Origin of the sequence: Erwinia sp. MMLR14_017 (genome assembly GCF_033657285.1) — a bacterium.
Lineage (GTDB): Bacteria > Pseudomonadota > Gammaproteobacteria > Enterobacterales > Enterobacteriaceae > Erwinia.
In genome coordinates this window covers 1-20,848 of sequence record NZ_JAWVWP010000014.1, presented here as the reverse complement: position 1 = coordinate 20,848, position 20,848 = coordinate 1, and the positions used below count along the sequence as shown (strand labels likewise).

General features: G+C 54.7%; 17 protein-coding genes and 1 pseudogene. 9 read left to right on the top strand and 9 right to left on the bottom strand.

Translation table 11 applies throughout. The features are described 5' to 3' along the window. Positions 1-36: 36 nt before the first annotated feature. Positions 37-624, bottom strand: a complete 588-nt coding sequence (locus tag SD961_RS19110) for a Yip1 family protein (protein ID WP_318791916.1) — start codon at positions 622-624, stop codon at positions 37-39. Between the two features lie 210 nt (positions 625-834). Between SD961_RS19110 and SD961_RS19105 the strand changes: the two genes are divergently transcribed. Then, positions 835-1,419, top strand: a complete 585-nt coding sequence (locus SD961_RS19105) for a DedA family protein (RefSeq protein WP_318791996.1) — start codon at positions 835-837, stop codon at positions 1,417-1,419. A gap of 50 nt (positions 1,420-1,469) precedes the next feature. Here SD961_RS19105 and SD961_RS19100 read toward each other — a convergent pair whose 3' ends face one another. Beyond that, positions 1,470-2,246 carry an SDR family oxidoreductase gene (locus SD961_RS19100; protein ID WP_318791915.1) on the bottom strand — a complete coding sequence of 259 codons (777 nt, stop codon included), beginning with the start codon at positions 2,244-2,246 and terminating at the stop codon, positions 1,470-1,472. 140 nt (positions 2,247-2,386) lie between these two features. Between SD961_RS19100 and SD961_RS19095 the strand changes: the two genes are divergently transcribed. Next, positions 2,387-4,201: a glycoside hydrolase family 15 protein gene (locus SD961_RS19095; RefSeq protein WP_318791914.1), complete on the top strand. Its 1,815-nt coding sequence runs from the start codon at positions 2,387-2,389 to the stop codon at positions 4,199-4,201. A gap of 214 nt (positions 4,202-4,415) precedes the next feature. Then, entirely contained in the window at positions 4,416-5,741 is a 1,326-nt protein-coding gene (locus SD961_RS19090; protein WP_318791913.1) for a L,D-transpeptidase family protein, read from the top strand. Between the two features lie 41 nt (positions 5,742-5,782). Here SD961_RS19090 and SD961_RS19085 read toward each other — a convergent pair whose 3' ends face one another. Together SD961_RS19085 and SD961_RS19080 are read right to left on the bottom strand one after the other, a co-directional pair. Further along, positions 5,783-6,790, bottom strand: a complete 1,008-nt coding sequence (locus SD961_RS19085; protein ID WP_318791912.1) for a DUF481 domain-containing protein — start codon at positions 6,788-6,790, stop codon at positions 5,783-5,785. A gap of 130 nt (positions 6,791-6,920) precedes the next feature. Beyond that, positions 6,921-7,130 (bottom strand): annotated as a pseudogene (locus tag SD961_RS19080) (CorA family divalent cation transporter); the annotation flags it as partial. 140 nt (positions 7,131-7,270) lie between these two features. On the opposite strand from SD961_RS19080, the gene SD961_RS19075 reads away from it, so the two are divergent. Together SD961_RS19075 and ppk2 are read left to right on the top strand one after the other, a co-directional pair. Beyond that, positions 7,271-8,881 carry an inorganic phosphate transporter gene (locus tag SD961_RS19075; protein ID WP_318791911.1) on the top strand — a complete coding sequence of 537 codons (1,611 nt, stop codon included), beginning with the start codon at positions 7,271-7,273 and terminating at the stop codon, positions 8,879-8,881. A 12-nt stretch (positions 8,882-8,893) separates the two neighbouring features. Next, complete coding sequence (gene ppk2, locus SD961_RS19070) at positions 8,894-9,811, top strand: polyphosphate kinase 2 (protein ID WP_318791910.1); 918 nt, start codon at positions 8,894-8,896, stop codon at positions 9,809-9,811. A gap of 79 nt (positions 9,812-9,890) precedes the next feature. Here ppk2 and SD961_RS19065 read toward each other — a convergent pair whose 3' ends face one another. The 4 genes from SD961_RS19065 to SD961_RS19050 all read right to left on the bottom strand — a co-directional run bounded on the left by SD961_RS19065 (position 9,891) and on the right by SD961_RS19050 (position 14,407). After that, the gene (locus tag SD961_RS19065; RefSeq protein ID WP_318791909.1) at positions 9,891-11,099 is read right to left on the bottom strand and encodes an MFS transporter; all 1,209 of its coding nucleotides are present in this window, start codon (positions 11,097-11,099) and stop codon (positions 9,891-9,893) included. Positions 11,100-11,315: 216 nt separating this feature from the next. Further along, positions 11,316-12,263, bottom strand: a complete 948-nt coding sequence (gene dusC, locus SD961_RS19060) for a tRNA dihydrouridine(16) synthase DusC (protein ID WP_318791908.1) — start codon at positions 12,261-12,263, stop codon at positions 11,316-11,318. Between the two features lie 47 nt (positions 12,264-12,310). After that, on the bottom strand, positions 12,311-13,732 hold the full coding sequence (rhlE, locus tag SD961_RS19055; RefSeq protein ID WP_318791907.1) for an ATP-dependent RNA helicase RhlE: 1,422 nt from the start codon (positions 13,730-13,732) through the stop codon (positions 12,311-12,313). A 285-nt stretch (positions 13,733-14,017) separates the two neighbouring features. Beyond that, the gene (locus SD961_RS19050; protein WP_318791906.1) at positions 14,018-14,407 is read right to left on the bottom strand and encodes a YbhQ family protein; all 390 of its coding nucleotides are present in this window, start codon (positions 14,405-14,407) and stop codon (positions 14,018-14,020) included. Positions 14,408-14,589: 182 nt separating this feature from the next. On the opposite strand from SD961_RS19050, the gene SD961_RS19045 reads away from it, so the two are divergent. Genes SD961_RS19045 through SD961_RS19035 form a run of 3 tightly spaced genes read left to right on the top strand, consistent with a single transcriptional unit; the run spans position 14,590 to position 17,557 of the window. Beyond that, on the top strand, positions 14,590-15,351 hold the full coding sequence (locus tag SD961_RS19045) for an endonuclease/exonuclease/phosphatase family protein (RefSeq protein WP_318791905.1): 762 nt from the start codon (positions 14,590-14,592) through the stop codon (positions 15,349-15,351). After that, positions 15,348-16,592 carry a cardiolipin synthase ClsB gene (gene clsB, locus SD961_RS19040; RefSeq protein ID WP_318791904.1) on the top strand — a complete coding sequence of 415 codons (1,245 nt, stop codon included), beginning with the start codon at positions 15,348-15,350 and terminating at the stop codon, positions 16,590-16,592. Before SD961_RS19045 ends, clsB begins: the two co-directional genes overlap by 4 nt. Next, the gene (locus SD961_RS19035; RefSeq protein ID WP_318791903.1) at positions 16,592-17,557 is read left to right on the top strand and encodes a lysylphosphatidylglycerol synthase domain-containing protein; all 966 of its coding nucleotides are present in this window, start codon (positions 16,592-16,594) and stop codon (positions 17,555-17,557) included. The genes clsB and SD961_RS19035 overlap by 1 nt, the downstream gene beginning before the upstream one ends. A gap of 109 nt (positions 17,558-17,666) precedes the next feature. Here SD961_RS19035 and SD961_RS19030 read toward each other — a convergent pair whose 3' ends face one another. After that, the gene (locus SD961_RS19030) at positions 17,667-18,377 is read right to left on the bottom strand and encodes a Bax inhibitor-1/YccA family protein (RefSeq protein ID WP_318791902.1); all 711 of its coding nucleotides are present in this window, start codon (positions 18,375-18,377) and stop codon (positions 17,667-17,669) included. A gap of 273 nt (positions 18,378-18,650) precedes the next feature. Here SD961_RS19030 and SD961_RS19025 point away from each other — a divergent pair, with 273 nt between their 5' ends. Continuing rightward, positions 18,651-20,594, top strand: a complete 1,944-nt coding sequence (locus tag SD961_RS19025; protein WP_318791901.1) for a methyl-accepting chemotaxis protein — start codon at positions 18,651-18,653, stop codon at positions 20,592-20,594. The last annotated feature ends 254 nt before the right edge of the window (positions 20,595-20,848 follow it).

The following is a 20,848-nucleotide window of genomic DNA, read 5'->3' as shown; positions in this document are numbered from 1 at the left end:
AATGAGGAACCGCCGGAATTCCGGCGGCTGAACGCATTAAAACAGCCTGTAACCGTAACCCCAAAGCACTACCGTCATCGCCAGCAGCACTTCCAGTACCAGTACCCCAATAGCCAGAGTTGAGCCAGAGAAGCGCAGACTCTCTTCCCGGTCGATATTCAGAAACAGCGGAATGCCGACGTATAACAGATATCCGGTATAAACCAGCGCCAGCGTACCAACAAATACGCAGAGCCAGACCAGCGGATAGAGCGCCACTAATCCGCTAAGAAACAGCGGGGTTGCCACATAGCCGGCAAACACCGTACAGCGTTGCAGGCTGGGACGCTGAGGGTAGTCCCTCGCCATCCAGTAGATCACCCGGCCCATTACGGCAACGCCGCCGAGGATCAGGGCATAAAACAGCACGGCCAGCGCAAAGGCGTTCATCAGCGACAGGGCGATAGTTTGCTGAGCGCCCAGATCCCAGCCAATTTGCGTGGTGCCGATAAAGGCGCAGAGCACCGGGATTAGCGCCATCAGTAACACATGGTGCGTATAGTGGTGAGAAATGGTCTCGTTTTCTTGCTTGATGTCACGCATCTCGCGGTCAGGATGCGCAAGAAGTCCCCATACATGGTTCATCTCTTCACTCCTCTACTCGGTAAGCCGCGGCCAGGGCGGGGTACCTCAAGTATAAGTGGTTGTGAATTGTTTGTTTTTCATGCAGGCCAGCTTTGTGCTAAATAATTCAATTCATAGCAAAAATAAACGCTCTTTCGGCGATCTTTCCTCACGGTTTAAGCCATAACGGTTAGACTTAGGGCTTTCTGCGCATCTACCGGGGGAGAGAATATTCATATGGACGTAAACAGTCTGATTTCGCAGTACGGTTATTTTGCGCTATTTATTGGCTGCATCGCCGAAGGGGAGACGTTCACGCTGCTGGGCGGGATTGCCGCTCATGAAGGGTTGCTGACCTATGGCTGGGTAGTGCTGGTGGCTATGGCGGGCGGTATCCTTGGCGATACCGCTCTGTTCTTTATTGGCCGTCATTACGGCGAAGCTATTTTGAAGAAATTCAAAAAACATCAGAAACAGATCGCCAAAGCCAATAAAAAAATCCGTAAACGTCCGGTCTTATTTGTGCTGGGAGTACGCTTTATGTACGGCCTGCGCATTGTCGGCCCGATCATCATCGGCGCCAGCAAGCTGAAGCCGCAAAAATTTATGCTGCTGAATGTGATTGGCGCAGTGCTCTGGGCGGTGATTTTTGTCTCGCTGGGCTATCTTGGCGGTCAGGTTATTGCTCCCTGGCTGCACGCGGTAGATCGCCATCTCAAGCAGATTTTTTGGGTCGTGCTGATTCTGGCGCTGGTCTGGGGCGTGAGGATCTATTTCAAACGCCGGTCAGATCGTGAACCGGAAGATGAGTCATAAGCAATTGTTGAGTTGCCGGGGACGGCTCCTTCCGTCTCCGGCCCGTCCAGCTAGCTCTGCATATAATATTGCGGGTTAGCCAGCGTAAAGCCGCCATCAATAATAAATGACTGCCCGGTGGTGTAAGTGGACCACTGCGAGCAAAGCCAGGCAACCATACTGGCGATTTCCCGCGTGTCTCCGGGCCGCCCCGCCGGAATTTCAGGCATTGAGATGCGGCTGGCATCCTCGTTGCTCATCTCATTCATCGGCGTGGCGATAGCGCCCGGCGCAACGGAATTCACCAATATTTTATGCGGCATCAGGCTCAGCGCCATCGCTTTGGTCAGTCCACCCAGCGCATGTTTGGCTGCCGTATAGGCAATTGAACCTGGCAATGGCGTATGCTCATGAACCGAAGTAATGTTGATAATCCGTCCGCCCTCCCCCTGAGTGACCATATGCCGCGCGGCAATCTGCCCACAGACAAAGGCGCCATCCACATCTACCGAAAAGACTTTACGCCACTCTTCGAACGTTGTTTCCAGAAAGTCGGCTTTGACATTGGTACCCGCATTGTTAACCAGTACGTCAATGCGCCCTAACCGCGCAATTAACGTCTCCAGAGAACGTCCTCCCTCTTCAGGATCGGCCAGGTCAAGGTGTTCAACTTCCGCCCTGCGCCCCCGTTCACGAACCTGCCGGGCAGTTTCCTGCGCGCCTTTATCATCAGAACGCCAGGTGATACCAATATCAAATCCCTGCTCAGCCAGCATGATGGCGCTGGCCTGACCAATACCTGAATCTGAAGCGGTCACAACCGCCACTTTAGTCTCTGCTGTGCTCATGGTTTTCTCCTGTCAGTGGTGATAGCCAACCGCAAGTATAGAAGAGGAAATCTCAGCTGCTTTACGCCTGACGCGCCGCCTCGCTACAAATGATGACTATAGTTATCTCTCAAGCCCTTTTCTTAATGCCGGGAAATAACATGAGTAACATTAAAAGAAAAATAGAGGACCACGGCGTGATTGGGGATTTACGGACCTGTGCGCTGATCGCCAATGATGGCGCCCTGGACTACTTTTGCTGGCCAAATCTGGACAGTCCTTCTGTGTTCACTGCCCTGCTGGATGGTGACGAGGCGGGCATCTTTAGCATCGCGCCTGAGTGGCAGAACGTCCGCCGCCAGCAGCTCTACCTGCCCGATACCAATATTCTGCAAACGCGCTGGCTGGCTAAAGAGGGCGTGGCAGAAATTACCGACTATATGCCGATATGCCACAAAGAAGATGACCAGCCGCGTATTATCCGGCGGGTGAAGTTGGTGCATGGCGAGGCCACTTTTGCCCTGCGCTGCTCGCCCGTCCATGACTATGCCAGAGCGAATACTCAGGCCCATCCCGGAGAGGGCAGCGTAGCGTTCAGCGCCGAAGGGCAGCCTACGTTGCGCCTGTGTGGCCAGGTGGACTTTACGCTGGACGGGGCAGCCGCTGAAGCCCGCTTTACCCTGAAGGCAGGTGAATATCGTATCTTTATCCTGGGCAGCGCCGATGACGACCATCTGGATGATGAAAGCACAGAACGCTGTTTCCAGGAGACCCTGAACTACTGGCGGCACTGGAGCGCCAAAAGTACCTATCGTGGGCGCTGGCAGGAGATGGTAAACCGCTCCGCGCTGACGTTAAAGCTGCTGACCTCCTGGAAACATGGCTCCATTGCGGCAGCGGCCACGTTCGGCCTGCCGGAGGAGTTAGGAGGAGGACGGAACTGGGATTACCGCGCCTCCTGGCTGCGTGATGCCTCTTTCAGCATGTATGCCCTGATGCGTCTGGGTTACGTTGATGAAGCTAAACACTTCACGCAATGGGTGGGACGTTGTGTGGAGAACAGCCATAACGATGTGGAAAAACTCCAGGTGATGTATCGCCTCGATGGCGGTACTGAACTACACGAAAGCGAGCTGCTCAATCTTTCGGGCTATGCCAACTCCACGCCGGTGAGGATTGGTAATGATGCCTGGCATCAGTGCCAGCTGGATATCTATGGCGAGCTGATGGACGCGGTTTATCTGGCCAATAAATATGGTGAGGCCATTTCGCACCGCGGCTGGAAGCATGTCAGTAAAATGATCGATTACGTCAGCGAAAACTGGAACCAGGCCGATGCCGGGATCTGGGAGATGCGCGGCGCACCTCAGCATTTTCTCCACTCCAGGCTGATGTGCTGGGTAGCGCTCGACAGGGCGATCCGGCTTGGAGAGAAGCGCTCTCTCTCTTTTCCTTATGCTCGCTGGTGCGAGGCCAGAGATGAGATCCGTGAAGATATCTGGAAAAACTTCTGGAATGAAGAGCGCGGCCATTTTGTTTCAGTTCGTCATGGTGAATTTGTTGATGCCTCTATGCTGCTGATGCCGCTGGTGCGCTTTGTGGGCGCTACCGACCCGGACTGGCTGGCAACGCTGGACACTATTAAAGAGAAGCTGGTCAGCGATGGACTGGTACGCCGCTACAACCTGTCAGAAACCCCGGCCGATGGCCTGGAAGGCGATGAAGGCTCGTTTACTACCTGTTCCTTCTGGTATGTGGAGTGTCTGGCACGCGCGGGGCGGGTACACGAAGCGCATTTTGAATTTGAGAAACTGCTGAGCTATGCCAACCCGTTGGGGCTGTATGCGGAAGAGTTCGATAAAATGGGCTATGCCCTGGGCAATACGCCACAGGCATTAAGCCATCTTGCGCTGATTAGTGCCGCTTTTTTCCTTAACCGTAAACTCAGTGGCGAAGATCCTTTATGGCAGCCTTAGCGCAAAGCGTACTTCTGCACCCTTTCAGCAAGGGTATTGTTCCCCTCTCGCGCAGCCGGGAACCGTTTCCGTGACATTTTTGAGTAAAGTTAGTTCAACTGTTACAAATCCTGGTTTATTCCTGGGTTGTATGACCATATAATGTGCAGCCGGTTGAACCTGACCGGCACAGGCACATTTATCCACTGTTTACAGGCGCTTCATTTTAAAGAATATGAAAAAAAGCATCCGCGCATTAGCCACCTTAGTCCTGGCCGTTACGGCATACAGCCACTCAGCCTTTGCCGTCGTGTACTCTCTGCCAGCGGCCAACAGCCGTCTGTTGGGTGAGAACCTGGAAATCACCGTGCCTCAGGACAGTAAACTGCCGCTGGAAGCGTTTGCTGCGCAGTACCAGATGGGCCTGAGCAATATTATGGAAGCCAACCCTGGCGTTGACGTCTATCTGCCAAAAGCGGGCACTAAACTCATTATTCCACAGCAGCTGATTTTGCCAGACGCCCTGCGTGAAGGGATCGTCATCAACAGCGCCGAAATGCGCCTCTATTACTACCCGAAAGGCAGCAAAACTGTGGTTGTGCTGCCTGTTGGCGTAGGTGAACTGGGTAAAGACACTCCAATCAACTGGACCACCACCGTTCAGCGTAAAAAAGATGGCCCCACCTGGACACCAACCAAAAAAATGCATGAAGAGTCGGTCGCAGCTGGCTCACCTCTGCCGACTATCTTCCCTGCCGGGCCGGATAATCCAATGGGCCTTTATGCGCTCTACATTGGCCGCCTGTACGCTATTCACGGCACTAATGCCAACTTCGGCATCGGCCTGCGCGTGAGCCACGGCTGTGTGCGTCTGCGTGCTGATGATATCAAATGGTTGTTCGACAACGTGCCGGTCGGCACCCGCGTGCAGTTTATCGACCAGCCGATTAAAGCGACCGTCGAGCCGGACGGTTCCCGCCTGGTGGAAGTGCATAACCCGCTTTCTCAGACCGAAGAACAGTTCAATTCACGCGAGCCAGTGCCGCTGACCATTACGCCTGTTGTTAATAAAGTGGTAAGCGACGCCAGCGTAGACACGGCGGCCCTGGATAATGCGCTGAAGGCGCGTACCGGTATGCCGACCAAAGTGAACGGTGCTGCGGATAATGTCCCGGCTGCCCCCATTGCCGTGCCGGAAATGGACAACGCAATGCCGAAAGAGGAGCCAATGACTCCGGTGACGCCACAGGGTGCGAACGTGATGGAGCCGAATTCAACTCCGGCCCCAGCAGACGCTGCTGCCCCTCAGGATAATGCTGCGCCAGTGGATCAGGCTGCGCCTCAGGATAATGCGGCTCCCGCTAACCCGTCAGCCCCTGCGGTGAACCCGGAAATGGGCGGCTCTGCTCCTGCTGCCGAGCCAGCCGCACCGGCAACGCCTGACAACAATACCTTCGTGGTGCCAAAACAGCCGGGTCCGGTTTATGAAAGCAAACCCGCCCCGCTGCCCGCTAAAGTTTCCGCACCGGTTGCGGCTCCCGCAGTGAACACGCAGTCTTAACCGCACGCTGTAATAAAAACGGGCCTGATGGCCCGTTTTTATTACCATTTTACCCCAAGTCCGGTGGTGAAATTGCGCTCATTGAGCGTATCTCTGGTGCCGCTAATCAGGTTATGCCCGTAAGTGATATGCAGTGAAGTCCAGCTGGTGAGCTGGTAGCGCAACCCTATCTCGGCATCCATGCTAAAAATAGCGTCATCATCCAGTGAATGCCCTACATCACCATGCGTAAAGAGTGTAAGCTCTTTACCCCGAAGATTGCGCTGGTAATCCCAGCGAACTGAGGCCCCTGCATGGTTGTCTGTACTGCCGTCACTGTAGCGATAACCAAAACCCCCGCCCAGCAGCGCCAGCGAAAAAGATCCTAACTCGTTATCCCAGAACTGATAGCCTGGCCCGGTGCCAATCACTATCTGGCTGGAGATATCTTCCACCCAGTCGCGTTTATAGGTGGCCCTTCCCTGCCAGAAAAATTGTTCCCGGAACATGTAATCCAGCGCATAACGCAGGCTGTAATTTTCCGTGTTGATATTGTCATCTTCTTCCTCACGGTTGTAGGTGCCGCCGAAGTCGTTACGCCATTTTCCCACGTTAATTTTATTGTTGTACGCCAGGTTATAATCATGGGTGCGCGTTGAGGCTTTTTTCAGACTGATGCCCGCATCTACGTTACCTGTCCAGTCAAGGGCGTCCGTCTGCTCTTTTGGCTTCATAAATTCTTCAAGTTTATCTGCCTTGATCCGTTGCTCATCATCACCGCGCCGGACGATGACGTAGCCAGCGTCGGCAGCCTCAAGCTGCGCTTTAATACTGTTATCATTGCCGGTAGAAACATCAATTGGCTTATCGCTGGAGAGGGTACTGACAGCGCTCCAGTTAAGCGAGACGGTGCCGCCATAGCTGGTGTCCATCACCAGTTTGCCATTACTCAACGAGCGTATAGTGCCGCTGAGGCGGTCGCCGTTTTTCATCCAGACGGTGTCGGCATGAACCAGAGGGGGAAACAGCAGGCAGCCTGCTAACAGATGAACCGGTTTGGGGACAAACATAACGGGTCGCTTTTACTCATATGCGAAGATCACTCCTTTATACACTAGTGGAATTCTGGTGCGACTTTCAGGGGAAATATCTGATAAATCAGTCTCCTGGCTACATTTTATCGCACAGCCCTGGTGCCAGTCAGCCGGCCACGCCGGTAAACAGCGTCACTAACAGCACCAGCAGAATAGAGCCATGATGATGAGAAGCCAGGGGAATACCGCCTGCATTCATGCCGAAAAAGCCCACCATGATGGGGATGGGCAACGCCAGCACGGTGATGAGCCTCAGGGTAGAGAGCGTACGGTTACTCTGCTCCATCTGGCTGGACTCCTGCAGTAAAAGTATCCGCAGGAAACAGATCCACCGCCTGCCTGAGCGCCGTTTCAGCTTCATCTCCTTGTCATAAAACCTGCGTACACCCTCTCTGAGACCTCCTTCTCACAATCCGGCAGTTCACCCTCTGTCACCCGGTCACTCCAGGAGATTTTATGAGCCATAACAGCGCGTTCCAGCAGAGCCAGAACCATGCCGTTCGCCCGCCAATCTATGGCAGGAACAGCCGCTTTTCCGTGTTGCTTTTTCTGCTTCTGGTGATCCTTGGTATTGCTTTCGCCGGGGTTAACCTGTTTAACGATGTCAGCGATGCGGGAGGTGTCTTTACCAGCTACGTCCCCTTCCTGTTGCTGGGCCTGGCGCTGCTGATAGCCCTGGGGTTTGAATTTGTGAATGGCTTTCACGACACCGCTAACGCCGTGGCTACCGTGATCTATACCCACTCGATGACGCCGAATATTGCAGTGATGTGGTCAGGATTCTTTAACTTCCTCGGCGTGCTGATGTCCAGCGGCGTGGTCGCCTTTGGCATTATCTCGCTGCTGCCAGTAGAGCTTATTTTACAGGCCGGAACCGGCAGCGGCTTTGCAATGGTGTACGCCCTGCTCTTCTCCGCCATCATCTGGAACCTGGGTACCTGGTGGTTCGGCCTGCCCGCCTCCTCTTCCCATACGCTGATCGGATCTATTATTGGCGTCGGCGTGGCAAACGCTCTGATCCATGGCCGTACCGGGACCAGTGGCGTGGACTGGGATCAGGCTCTGAAAGTGGGCTATGCGCTGCTGTTCTCGCCCATTATCGGTTTTGTCTGCGCAGCCATCCTGCTGCTGGTGATGAAGCGCATGGTCAACAAACCGGAACTTTACAGCGCGCCAAAGGGCAATAAAAAACCGCCCACATGGATCCGTGGCCTGTTAATTCTCACCTGTACCGGCGTCTCTTTTGCCCATGGCTCGAACGACGGTCAGAAAGGCATGGGGTTAATCATGCTGATCCTGGTGGGCACGATGCCGATCGCCTATGCGTTGAACCGTTCCATTCCGGCAGAGCAAAGTCCACGCGTTGCGGCGTTAGCCACGGTCACTCAGCAGCAGCTGATGGCGCTCTCTCCTGGCGTCACGCCGCCTGCTTCGCCCTATAAAGTCCTGACGGAGTACGTGCGCACCGGTATGCTCAACCCCAACGTAATGCCTGCGCTGGCCCAGCTTACCGGAACCATTGGCAATCAGATCCGCCAGTACGGCACGGTAGAGAAAATCCCGGCTCAGGCCGTCTCCAACACCCGAAACGATATGTATCTTGCCTCGGAAACCATCAAGCACCTGAAGAGCGATAAGCAGGCCAGCATTCCCGCCCAGACGCAACATGAGCTGGACGCGCTGAAAGTTGAACTGGATAACGCCACCCGCTTTATTCCGTGGTGGGTGAAAGTTGTGGTGGCGATTGCACTGGGACTTGGCACGATGGTTGGCTGGCGACGTATTGTGGTCACCGTGGGCGAAAAAATCGGTAAAACGCATCTCACCTATGCGCAGGGCGCCAGTGCGGAACTGGTGGCGATGGCCACCATCGGGGCAGCTGACGCCTTTGGCCTGCCCGTTTCCACCACCCATGTGCTCTCTTCTGGCGTGGCGGGCACCATGGCGGCTAACCGCTCTGGTCTGCAAATGTCCACGCTGCGCAATCTGCTGATGGCGTGGGTACTGACTCTGCCGGTTTCCATCCTTCTTTCCGCCTCGCTCTACTGGCTCTTTACCCACTTTTAACAGGAGTCTCTGATGGCTACCCAGGATAATGGTTTTACTGAAAACCGCTTTTACGAGCGCCTGTTACAGGAGTTCTACGACAGCTACGATGAAGAGCTGGAGATGGAGCTGGATGACGTTCGTTTTGGCGAAGATCGGCCGCCGGACCCGGACAAAAAAGCCTGGCGTAAATATTACTTTCGCGAACTGCTCCGTCTGCAGGGCGAACTGGTCAAGTTGCAGGAGTGGGTAACCCGTACAGGTCACCGCATGGTGATCATTTTTGAAGGTCGTGATGCGGCGGGTAAAGGGGGCGTGATCAAACGCATCACTCAGCGCCTGAACCCCAGAACCTGCCGGGTTGCCGCCCTGCCCGCGCCAAACGATCGCGAACGGACGCAGTGGTATTTCCAGCGCTATATCGCTCACCTGCCCGCTGCGGGGGAAATCGTGCTGTTTGATCGCAGTTGGTATAACCGTGCGGGCGTGGAGCGCGTGATGGGCTTCTGTAACGATGAGGAAGTGGAAGAGTTTTTCCGCAGCGTGCCGGAGTTTGAAAAAATGCTGACGCGCAGCGGCATTCAAATCGTGAAGTACTGGTTCTCCATCACCGATGAAGAGCAGGAGCTTCGCTTTCTGAGCCGCATCCATGATCCGCTGAAGCAGTGGAAGCTGAGTCCGATGGACCTGGAAAGCCGCCGCCTTTGGGAAGACTATACCGAAGCAAAAGAGATTATGCTGGCGCGCAGCCACATTGCCGAAGCGCCGTGGTGGGTGGTGCAGGGCGTGGATAAAAAGAAAGCCCGCCTGAACTGCATCAGCCACCTGCTGCGTCAGGTACCTTATGAAGACGCCGAAGAGAAGAAGATTGACCTGCCCCCACGTGAGCGCAACGAAGATTATCGTCGTTCGCCGGTGCCGGAAAATATGATTGTGCCGGAAGTCTACTGAGGAGCGGGCAGAGGATAAGCGGCTTTCTGACAGGACGGTCTGCGAGGCCGCTTAGCCCTCTGCCCGATTCAGATGCACTTCACGCCACGCCCGTTTTCTCAGCTTCTCCCCGCCGCTCCATCAGCTGCAACCTCAAGGTCAGCGCAAAGGCAAAGAACACCACTACTGCCGCTCCCAGATAGACAGAATCGACGCCCCAGTGACCAATCAGCAAGCCCGCCACGGGTCCCGTAATGCCCAGGCCAAAATCCAGGAAGGCGGAATAGAGCCCCAAGGCAGAACCCTGATTTTCCGGGGCCACCTGTTTAATGGCTTCGACGCCCAGCGCCGGGAATACCAGCGAAAAGCCGGAACCGGTCAGAAACGCACCCGCATCCACCATCAGCGCAGAGGTGCCCTGCCAGATCAGTAGCAGACCCACAGATTCAATGGCGAAGGAGAGCAGCGATACGCGGATGCCGCCAAAGCGCCCGATGTAGTTGCTGAACAGCAGCCTCATAACGATAAAGCCCAGGCTGAACAAGGTCAGCGAGAAAGCCGCGCCGTTCCAGTTATGACTGGCAAAGTAGAGCGTAATAAAGGTGGCGATGGAGCCGAAACCCACGGTGCCCAGCCCCAGGCACAGCCCGTAGACCCAGATGCGGGAAAATACCTTATTGAAGGGAATGCGTTGCCCAACGGCCACCACCACGGCGGCGCGTTGGGTCGCCAGCCAGAAGCCAAAAATCGCCATCAGCATAATCAGTACGGCAAACCCCGGAATGCCAAAAACAGCGTTAAGCATCACGCCCAGCGGTGCCCCTATCGCCATCGCCAGATAGGTTGCCACGCCGTTCCAGGAGATCACCCTGGCGCTTTGTACCGTGCCGACGATATGTATGCCCCACAAAATCGACCCGGTTGCGGTCAGGCTTTCACCCAATCCTAAAACAACCCGCCCAGCCGCCAGCAAAATTAAACTGGTTAACGGCGTGGTCTGCCAGAATAGCGCCAGCAGCGTAAACAGTCCGCTTGCCCCACACAGCACCAATCCCACCAGTACCACTCTTTTTGGGCCGAGCAGATCGGCGTAACGGCCCGACTGCGGGCGACTGAGCAGCGTAGCAAAATATTGCAGGCTGATAATCAGCCCGGCGATAAACGAGCTGTAGCCAAGCTGGTTATGCACATAACCCGGCAGAACCGCCAGCGGCAATCCAATGGAGAGATAACAGAAGAAGGTGAAAACCACCACAGAGATGATACGTTTGTTGAGCTGTGCACTGGATAATGCCGGGGTTGGAGACATGTCGGAGCCAGAAAAAGAGTGTGATGTAACGCACATCATACCCTTAGCAAGCTAAGATATCCTGCGAAGTTTGGCAACAAATGTGACGGCTCTTTTCGCCATTCTGCCTGAAGCGGTTGGGGCAGCGCGTTTCTTGCAGCGCAGCGGCACCAGCTGCCATTTCTCACTCTCATGAGGCAGTCCGGCAGGATAAAATTTTGCCCTGTGCGGGAAAATCTACGCTTCGCTTACCTGATATTGCGTCACGAGCCGGGCAATTTCATCCGAGGTTTTCGTCGCCCGGATCAGGCTGAACAGCTCGCTGGCCTCGTCATACTCTTTACGAAGATAACCCAGCCACTGTTTGATGCGGGCCACGTGATAGAGGCCGGTATCGCCCTGCTTTTCAAGCTGAACATACTTTTTCAGCAGTTGCATCACATCCGCCCACGCCATCCGCGGTTCATTGTATTTAATGACCCGGCTGAGATTAGGCACGTTCAGCGCCCCCCGCCCGATCATTACCGCATCACATCCGGTCGTCTTCATGCAGGCCTGTGCGCTCTGCCAGTCCCAGATTTCACCATTAGCGATCACCGGAATGGTGAGCCGCTGGCGAATTTCGCCAATGGCCGCCCAGTTAATGCGCTCGGCTCTGTAGCCATCCTCTTTGGTGCGTCCGTGAACTGTCAGCTCTGTCGCGCCCGCTTGCTGCACCGCATCGGCAATTTCAAACTGCTTATTACCAGACTCCCAGCCCAGCCTGACTTTGACCGTCACCGGCAGATGCAAAGGTACTGCTTCCCGCATCGCTTTCGCGCCACGATAAATCAGTTCAGGATCTTTTAATAAGGTCGCCCCGCCGCCGCTGCCATTCACCGTTTTTGACGGGCAGCCGCAGTTTAAATCCACGCCCCACGAGCCTAACTCAACCGCGCGGGCCGCATTTTCAGCCAGCCATTCGGGGTACTGTCCCAAAAGTTGGATGCGAACCAGCGTACCAGACGGCGTGCGGCTGGCATGATCAAGTTCCGGACAGAGTCGGGTAAAGGATTTTACAGGGAGAAGTTGATCAACAACCCGGAGAAATTCGGTGATGCAGAGATCGTAATCGTTAACGTCGGTGAGCAGTTCGCGCACCAGCGAGTCCAGCACGCCCTCCATCGGGGCCAGTAAAACGCGCATGTGACAGCCTGTTAAAACGGGGACCTGGCGGTCCCCCTGATACGATATTATGCCGGGTTAGAACGGCGCTGACGGGTTTTATTGCGAGGTGCCCCGCTGCTGCTGCCTTCCGTCCGCGCGGTGCCGGAACCTGCGCCCTGACGGCGTTGTCCGTTAGCCTGGCTACGTTCGCCGCCAGCAGACTGGCTGCGTTCGCCGCCGTTGCTGCTACGGTTACCATTTTGTCCGCCACGGTTACCAGCCGGTGCGCCGCGCCCGCGGCCTGCACCGCCGCCGCCACCACCACTACGCTGTTGACGACCGTTCTGAATCGGCTCCGCTTTGATCGAGGGGTCCGGCTCATAGCCTTCAATGGCAATACGTGGGATTTCACGCTTCAGCACGCGTTCGATATCGCGCAGCAGCTTGTGTTCATCCACACAAACCAGAGAGAGCGCTTCACCGGTTGCTGCCGCGCGACCAGTACGGCCAATACGGTGTACGTAATCTTCCGGCACGTTTGGCAGCTCGTAGTTCACCACGTGTGGCAGCTCAGTGATGTCAATTCCTCGTGCAGCGATGTCGGTCGCCACCAGCACGCGGATTTTACCCTCTTTGAAATCGCTCAGGGCGCGAGTACGGGCACCCTGGCTCTTGTTACCGTGAATAGCGGCGGCAGTGATGCCGTCTTTATTCAGCTGTTCAGCAAGGTGGTTTGCACCATGCTTGGTACGGGTAAAGACCAGCACCTGCTGCCAGTTATCACGGCCAATCAGGAAGGAGAGCAGTTCGCGCTTACGTTTCTTATCAACGAAGTGCACATGCTGTTCAATCTGCTCGGAAGCGGTGTTGCGGCGCGCCACAGAGACTTCTTCCGGATTGTGCAGCAGTTTTTCCGCCAGACCTTTAATCTCATCAGAGAAGGTGGCAGAGAAGAGCAGGTTCTGACGTTTGGCAGGAAGTTTAGCGAGCACGCGACGGATATCGTGAATAAAGCCCATATCCAGCATACGGTCAGCTTCGTCCAGCACCAGGATCTCAACCTGAGAGAGGTCCAGCGCGTTCTGATGTTCCAGATCCAGCAGACGGCCTGGCGTTGCCACCAGTACATCCACGCCGCCGCGCAGTTTCATCATCTGCGGATTGATGCTGACGCCGCCAAAGACGACCAGCGAACGCAGGTCCAGATACTTGCTGTAGTCATGAACGTTTTCCCCTACCTGAGCTGCCAGCTCACGGGTGGGGGTTAAGATCAGCGCACGAACCGGGCGACGACCTTTAGGGTGCGGGCTGCTGCTGCTCAGCAGCTGTAACAGCGGCAGCGTAAAGCCCGCTGTTTTACCGGTGCCGGTCTGGGCACTGGCCATCAGGTCGCGCCCTGCAAGGACTACCGGGATAGCCTGACGCTGGATAGGCGTAGGCTCGTTATAACCCTGTTCTGCAACAGCACGCAAAATATCGGCATTCAGGCCGAGAGAATCAAATGACATAAAATTGACTGACTCCGGATCCGCCCTGACCGCATTACACGGTGTAGTTTCCAGGGGGAGAATATGACGCCAGGCTTCGCCTGACGTTGAAAGGGAGCACAAACCACGGTGCGTAAGAGCCGGATTATAACAGATGTTATGTCAGCACAGAGAGCGTTTCTTTTTTTGCAGGAAAAAAGGCTTTTGCTCAGCGTGCATCACAGTGGGTTATAACCAGCGGCTAAAAAAGAGTTGCGTAGAGAGGGATTTGCCTGAAGAACAGGCCACTTTCGTGGCCTGCGGTGCTTAGCGGTGACGCTGGCGAGCGCGAACAGGCTCTTTAGCCAGCAGAGAGACCACACAGGGTCCGGTCAGCATCAGCACTCCAACACACCCTAACAGCAGGTTGTTGTGCAGCACGCGGGAGAGCATAAATAACACCAGCATCGCCGCGCCAAAATAGTAGGTGGTGGTCACATCCTCAAGGAAGTCCCCAACCCGGCGCAAACGTGGCAGCCGCTGAGTCAACAGCATGGCGGTAAACACGCTGGCATACATCGCCAGTAAAACCGTGCTGACCTGCAGCAGCGCCTGATGTTTCCATCCCCACACCAGTCCGGCAATCAGCAGGAGGTGCAGCGTGATATGTACACAGGTTTGTCCAGTGACAATCTGAATACGGTTAGACCATTTCATTGTATTCTCCTGGCAGACCCAACAGAGGTCGCCCAGCCTTGTTAACACAGTAAGTGATAACGAATGTCCTCAGACTAACTTAGTTTTCGGATAATGCCGCAAAGAACGCCGTTTCAGGGCACTCTTTTGTGACAAAGACTACACTTTACTCTTCACCAGATGAAAAGGAGAGCGCGCACAGTATGCCACAGAATGCGCAGGGATTTTCATTAAAAGTCCTGACAATCAATACGCACAAGGGTTTCGCTGCTTTCAACCGCCGTTTTATCCTGCCTGAATTGCGTGATGCCGTCAGAGCAACGGCGGCGGATATTGTCTTTTTACAAGAGGTGATGGGTACCCACGCCGTTAATCAACTGGAGGTTGAGAACTGGCCTGACACACCTCATTACGAATTTCTGGCCGATACCATGTGGAATGATTTTGCCTATGGGCGAAACGCCGTCTATCCCGAAGGGCACCATGGCAATGCCATTCTGTCCCGTTTCCCGATCGTGGCGTTTGAAAACCGCGATATTTCTGTGGAGGGTACGGAAAAGCGCGGGCTGCTGCATTGTCAGGTGCAAATCCCTGACCAGGCAGAACCTTTACACGCTATCTGCGTGCATCTGGGACTGCGCGATGCGCACCGGCATGCGCAGCTAAACTTGCTGTGCGATCTGGTCAATGGCCTGCCAAAGGGCGCGCCGGTAGTGGTCGCGGGGGATTTCAACGACTGGCAGCAAAAAGCCAACGCTATTTTGAAAAAAGGGGCAGCAATGGAAGAGGTCTTCAGCGGAAAAAATGGACGCCCGGCGCGTACCTTCCCTGCCCGCTTCCCGCTGCTGAGACTTGACCGGATCTATGTCCGCAATGCCGGGATCAGTCATCCACAGACAATTCCGCTGCGGCCCTGGTCACATCTTTCCGATCACGCCCCTCTGGCCGTGGAGATTCACCTATGAATATGGAGTGGCGCGATGGTAATCGCCTGCGCCTGCTGGAAAACGGCGAAGAGTACTTCCCACGCGTATTTGAAGCTATCCGTCGTGCGCGCGAGTTCGTGCTGCTGGAAACGTTTATCCTCTTTGAAGATGAAGTAGGAAATGAGCTGCATGCGGTGCTGCTGGAAGCGGCAAAACGCGGAGTTAAGGTAGAGATGCTGCTGGATGGGTATGGATCTAACGACCTCTCCGATGAATTTGTCACCGCTCTGACCTCGGCTGGTGTGCGGTTCATTTACTACGATCCCCGTCCTTTGGTGTTAGGGATGCGTACTAACATCTTCCGTCGTCTGCATCGTAAAATTGTGGTGTGCGACGGCGAAATCGCCTTTGTTGGCGGCATCAACTACTCCGCCGAGCACAATTCCAGCTATGGTGCGGAAGCAAAGCAGGATTATGCCGTAGAGGTGAAAGGTCCGATTGTTGATGACATCACCTCCTACGTGCAACAGGCGCTGAACAGCGAACAGATTACCCGCCGCTGGTGGGGTGGCCGTTCACATCGTCCGGCCAAAAATGCTATGCCGGGCGAGGCGCAGATTCTGTTTGTCTGGCGTGATAACGATGAGCACCGGGACGATATTGAGCAGCACTATATCGACATGCTGCGTAATGCAAAAAAGGAAGTGATCATTGCGAACGCTTACTTCTTCCCCGGCTATAAGCTGCTGCGGGAGATGCGCAGCGCGGCGCAGCGAGGCGTCTCTGTCAAACTGATTGTGCAAGGAGAGCCCGATATGCCGATAGTGAAAGTCGGCGCCGAGCTGCTTTATAACTATCTGGTGGGCGGCGGTGTGGAGATTTATGAATATATCCGCCGTCCGCTGCATGCCAAGATCGCCATTCAGGATGATTACTGGGCAACCGTTGGCTCCAGTAATCTGGACCCACTGAGTCTGTCACTGAATCTGGAAGCGAATCTGATCGTTCACGACCGGACCTTTAATGAAATAGTCCGCAGTAAACTTAACCGCCTGCTGCAAGAAGATTGTAAACGCGTGGAGGAGAGCCAGCTCCCCCGCCAGAACTGGTGGCAGCTGGGGAAAAGCGTGGTGGTATTCCACTTTCTGCGTCATTTCCCGGCTATCGCTGGCTGGCTGCCGGCCCATACGCCGAAGCTGGCGCAAATCTCTTCTCCTGTTCAGCCTGAGCTGGAAACCCAGGATCGTGTCGAGCCTGATAAAGAGCGAGTAAAACCCTGATGTCTGCTGCGCAATCCCGTTGGAAGTGGGTGAAGAAAATCCTCACATGGCTATTCTTTATCGCCGTTATTGTATTGCTGGTTGTCTATGCCCGTAAGGTTAACTGGCACGACGTCATTGAAGTGATAACCAATTACAACCGCGTCGCTATTTTGAGTTCCGTGGCGCTGGTAGTCGTAAGTTATCTTACCTATGGCCTCTACGATCTGATAGGTCAGGCGTACTGCGGCCACAAGCTGCAAAAGCGCCAGGTGATGCTGGTGTCGTTTATCTGTTATGCCTTTAACCTGACGCTAAGTACCTGGGTTGGCGGCGTGGCGATGCGCTACCGACTTTATTCCAGACTGGGACTGGAAAACAGCACCATTACGCGTATTTTTTCGTTAAGCATCGCCACTAACTGGCTGGGTTATGTGCTGGTGGCAGGCGTGGTCTTCAGTACAGGAATGGTGCCCATTCCTTCCGGCTGGTTTATCGGTGAAGGGACGTTACGAGCTATCGGTGTGGCGCTCCTGGCCTTTGTGGTGGTTTATCTTGCGCTTTGCGCCTTCTCAAAGCGTCGTCGCTGGACGGTTAAAGGGCACAAGCTGGCGCTGCCATCATTCCGTATGGCCATGCTTCAGTTTGCCGTGTCCAGTGCAAACTGGCTGGTGATGGGTGCCATTATCTGGCTGCTGCTGGCACAAAGAGTCGATTATCCGCAGGTGCTGGGCGTGCTGCTGATTAGCAGTATTGCCGGGGTAATTATTCATATCCCGGCGGGCATTGGCGTGCTGGAAGCAGTATTTCTGGCGCTGCTGGGCGGCGAGCATCTCACTCACGGCTCTATTATCGCGGCGCTGTTGGCCTATCGCGTGCTCTACTTTATTGCTCCGCTGCTGCTGGCACTGGTGCTCTATCTGTGGCTGGAAGGACGGGCAAAAACGCTGCGGCAGAAGAACGAGCGGGATATGCAGAAGTCGTGATGCGGGGTTAGCGCCGCAGAAGATTGTGAGTTAACCAGCAGAGTTGATAGTTGAAGTGTAGCCCGGACGGAGCAGAGCCGTCCGGGCTGAGCAGAGTGACACTGTACTGCTAGCGGCGGTTGCCGAAGATACGCAGCAGCATCAGGAACAGGTTGATAAAGTCCAGATAGAGCGTTAAAGCGCCCATAATTGAATAACGACGCAGGTTCTCTTTGTCTTCGACATTAATCCCCTCACCAATATTCTTCAGCTTCTGCGTGTCATAGGCAGTCAGCCCGACAAACACTACCACACCGATATAGGTCACGGCCCACATCAGCGCGGAGCTTTTCAGCCAGATATTGACCAGAGAAGCCAGCACAATCCCGATCAGCGCCATAAACAGCAAGCTACCCATTTTGCTTAGGTCGCGTTTTGTGGTGTAACCCCAGAAGCTCATGACACCAAACATCCCGCCGGTCACGACAAAAGTACTGGCGATAGAGGAGTAGGTATAAACAAGGAAAATACTTGCCAGGGTAAGGCCGGTTAGCGCGGAATAGAGCATAAACAGCGCTGTCGCTGCCGCCCCGCTAAGCTTATGCACCATCCCGGAAAGCACAAATACCAGCCCTAATTGCACAATAATCAGACCAAAGAAAGTGATGCGATTGGCAAAGACCAGCTCCATAACTGCAGGCGTGTTCGCCGCAAACCATGAAACAAACGCGGTCAGCAACAGACCGCACGTCATCCAGCCATAAACCTGTGCCATATAAGTCTGCAAACCGGTGTTAGCCTGCGAAACCATAGAACTGTTGGAACGTGGATATCGATCCATGATGCTCTCCTGATTCATAAATTAGCAAAGTGATCCCGCAAACTCGCGCAAGGGCCGTTGTCGGGGTCGCCCTTAAGTCTGGCACAGTCCTGGCAAATTAAGCCAGCCCCGCTTATGACTTTTCCTTTCCCGTTCAGCTGGCGGTGTAATTTTGTAGCGTGATTATTGCATGAATGCATAAAGCTTGTTCACATCTTGCCGATAAAGTGATCACAAGGAGATTACCTGACAGGAAGTTAATTACGCGCCATCTCTTACACCGGGGAATCTTTTATGTACAAAACCACCGCCAAACGCAAAATGAGCACCCGAACGATGATGCTTGTTGCGGGCGCCCTGACCATCACTCTTGGCTTTACCATCACTATTGGCTTACTCAGCTGGCAGTCAAGCCAGCAGCAGCGCAAACTGGCTGAGGATTACCTTGGGCAGATTGCGGAAAGTAACGCACTTAGCGTGCAGAAAGAGCTTGAATATGCCCGCACGGTGGCACGAAATCTGGGCCAGAGTCTGATCGCCCTGCCCGCTACAGGCATCACCGACCGTAAGGTTGCTGAAGAGTTAATGAAGTATTCTCTGAAGCAGAATCCGGACTATATGTCGATGTCGGTGATTTTCGAAGAAAATGCGTTTGATGGCCGCGATGCTGAGTTCGCCCAACAGCCAGACTCCGCACCGAAAGGACGTTTTGCGCGCTTTGTCGATCGGGACAATTCTGGTCACTTTACCCTGCATAATCTGGACTCCATCTTCAAGCCGGGCCAGGGCGATTACTATTTGATCCCGCAAAAGTTAAAAAAAGATGTTCTGACCGAGCCTTACAGCTATGCCTATAACGGCGTCGATACGTTGCTGACTTCGGTTGCGGCGGTGGTGATTGATGATGACAAGCTTAAAGCGGTGATTACTTCTGATATTTCCCTGGCTACCTTACAGAAAACCGTGGGTGCGATTAAGCCGTGGGAAGGTTTAGGTTATGCCGTACTGCTTTCCAATAAGGGACTGGTGGTTTCCAGCCCGGATAAAGCGATGTCCGGTAAGCCCTACCAGGGCGTGACCGATAAGTTTTCGCAGCAGGTAGTGGAGCATTTTGACACTACGCTGGGTGAGGATGTGCTGGAAATCTGGCGCCCCATCACCGTCGGCACCAGCAATCTGCCGTGGTATCTGGGTATTGTCACTCCGGTCGGCGCGGTAATGGCGGAAGCGAATCGTCAGCTGATGCACGCCCTGATCATGATGATCCTGAGCATAGTGATTGTCTGCTCCGTGCTGGGGCTGATCTTCAGCCGCAAGATAGCTAAACCGATTGGCGGGGAACCTTCTCAGGCGGCAGAGATAGCGCTGGGCGTGGCAGAAGGCGATCTTAGCGCTGAGATCCCGGTGGCCGCGCGCGATCGTCAGAGTATTTTCTTTGCCATGCAAACCATGCAGCAGCAATTAAGGACCATGGTAGGCGAGATTATTTCCGCCAGCGACTCCGTTCGTCAGGGCGCGGAAGAGATTGCATCCGGTAACCTTGACCTTGCTTCCCGTACAGAGCAGCAGGCGGCGGCGCTGGAAGAGACGGCGGCGAGCATGGAGCAGCTGACCGCTACGGTGAAACACAATGCCGACAATGCGCACCAGGCCACGTCGCTGACCGAGAATGCAACGGATATTGCTCAGCGCGGCGAGCTTCTCGTTCAGCAAGTTGTGCAAATCATGCAGCAGATCGACGAGAGTTCCCGCAAAATTGGCGCTATCACCAGCATCATTAACGGCATCGCTTTCCAGACAAATATTCTGGCGCTGAACGCCGCCGTTGAAGCAGCCCGCGCGGGTGAACAGGGTCGCGGTTTTGCTGTGGTAGCGGCTGAAGTGCGCAGCCTGGCGCAGCGAAGCGCCAACGCGGTTAAAGATATCTCTGCGCTGATTGGCGAGTCTACACAGCGGGTCAATCACGGCGTATCGCTGGTACAGGATGCAGGCAGAACCATGCAGGAGATGACCGCTGCGGTGAATTCAGTAAAAACCATTATCGGCGAGATTGTTCATGCCTCTGACGAGCAGTCACAGGGGATTGGCCAGGTCACGGTGGCGGTTAATCAGATGGATGGCGCGACTCAGCAGAACTCCGCGCTGGTACAGCAGATGTCTGCGGCGGCCTCTTCACTGGAAGAGCAGGCGAAACAGCTGGCGCAGACGGTACAGATCTTCCGACTGGATGCAGCATAAGTATACCTGAGGCAGCGTGGTTGAAGCTGCGCTGCCTGATTTCAGGGCATGTTGCCTGAAAGCCAGGTGACCTGGTCAGGGAGAGCAGAAACGTATGAAGACTGGGCGAAAAGGTGTGTTGCCTGAAAGCAAGGTGGCCTGGTCAGGGAGAGCAGAAACGTTTGAAGACTGGGCGAAAAGGCGTGTTGCCTGAAAGCCTGGTGGCCTGGTCAGGGAGAGCAGAAACGTTTGAAGACCTGTCTCTTATACACATC

What these genes read in the sequence shown, in the direction of transcription:
- SD961_RS19035 (WP_318791903.1), top strand. Translation starts at nt 16,592, where the DNA reads ATGTCTGCTGCGCAATCCCGTTGGAAGTGGGTGAAGAAAATCCTCACA.
- rhlE (WP_318791907.1), bottom strand. Translation starts at nt 13,732, where the DNA reads ATGTCATTTGATTCTCTCGGCCTGAATGCCGATATTTTGCGTGCTGTT.
- SD961_RS19030 (WP_318791902.1), bottom strand. Translation starts at nt 18,377, where the DNA reads ATGGATCGATATCCACGTTCCAACAGTTCTATGGTTTCGCAGGCTAAC.
- SD961_RS19075 (WP_318791911.1), top strand. Translation starts at nt 7,271, where the DNA reads ATGAGCCATAACAGCGCGTTCCAGCAGAGCCAGAACCATGCCGTTCGC.
- SD961_RS19065 (WP_318791909.1), bottom strand. Translation starts at nt 11,099, where the DNA reads ATGTCTCCAACCCCGGCATTATCCAGTGCACAGCTCAACAAACGTATC.
- SD961_RS19095 (WP_318791914.1), top strand. Translation starts at nt 2,387, where the DNA reads ATGAGTAACATTAAAAGAAAAATAGAGGACCACGGCGTGATTGGGGAT.
- SD961_RS19110 (WP_318791916.1), bottom strand. Translation starts at nt 624, where the DNA reads ATGAACCATGTATGGGGACTTCTTGCGCATCCTGACCGCGAGATGCGT.
- SD961_RS19085 (WP_318791912.1), bottom strand. Translation starts at nt 6,790, where the DNA reads ATGTTTGTCCCCAAACCGGTTCATCTGTTAGCAGGCTGCCTGCTGTTT.
- clsB (WP_318791904.1), top strand. Translation starts at nt 15,348, where the DNA reads ATGAATATGGAGTGGCGCGATGGTAATCGCCTGCGCCTGCTGGAAAAC.
- dusC (WP_318791908.1), bottom strand. Translation starts at nt 12,263, where the DNA reads ATGCGCGTTTTACTGGCCCCGATGGAGGGCGTGCTGGACTCGCTGGTG.
- SD961_RS19100 (WP_318791915.1), bottom strand. Translation starts at nt 2,246, where the DNA reads ATGAGCACAGCAGAGACTAAAGTGGCGGTTGTGACCGCTTCAGATTCA.
- SD961_RS19050 (WP_318791906.1), bottom strand. Translation starts at nt 14,407, where the DNA reads ATGAAATGGTCTAACCGTATTCAGATTGTCACTGGACAAACCTGTGTA.
- SD961_RS19090 (WP_318791913.1), top strand. Translation starts at nt 4,416, where the DNA reads ATGAAAAAAAGCATCCGCGCATTAGCCACCTTAGTCCTGGCCGTTACG.
- SD961_RS19025 (WP_318791901.1), top strand. Translation starts at nt 18,651, where the DNA reads ATGTACAAAACCACCGCCAAACGCAAAATGAGCACCCGAACGATGATG.
- SD961_RS19045 (WP_318791905.1), top strand. Translation starts at nt 14,590, where the DNA reads ATGCCACAGAATGCGCAGGGATTTTCATTAAAAGTCCTGACAATCAAT.
- ppk2 (WP_318791910.1), top strand. Translation starts at nt 8,894, where the DNA reads ATGGCTACCCAGGATAATGGTTTTACTGAAAACCGCTTTTACGAGCGC.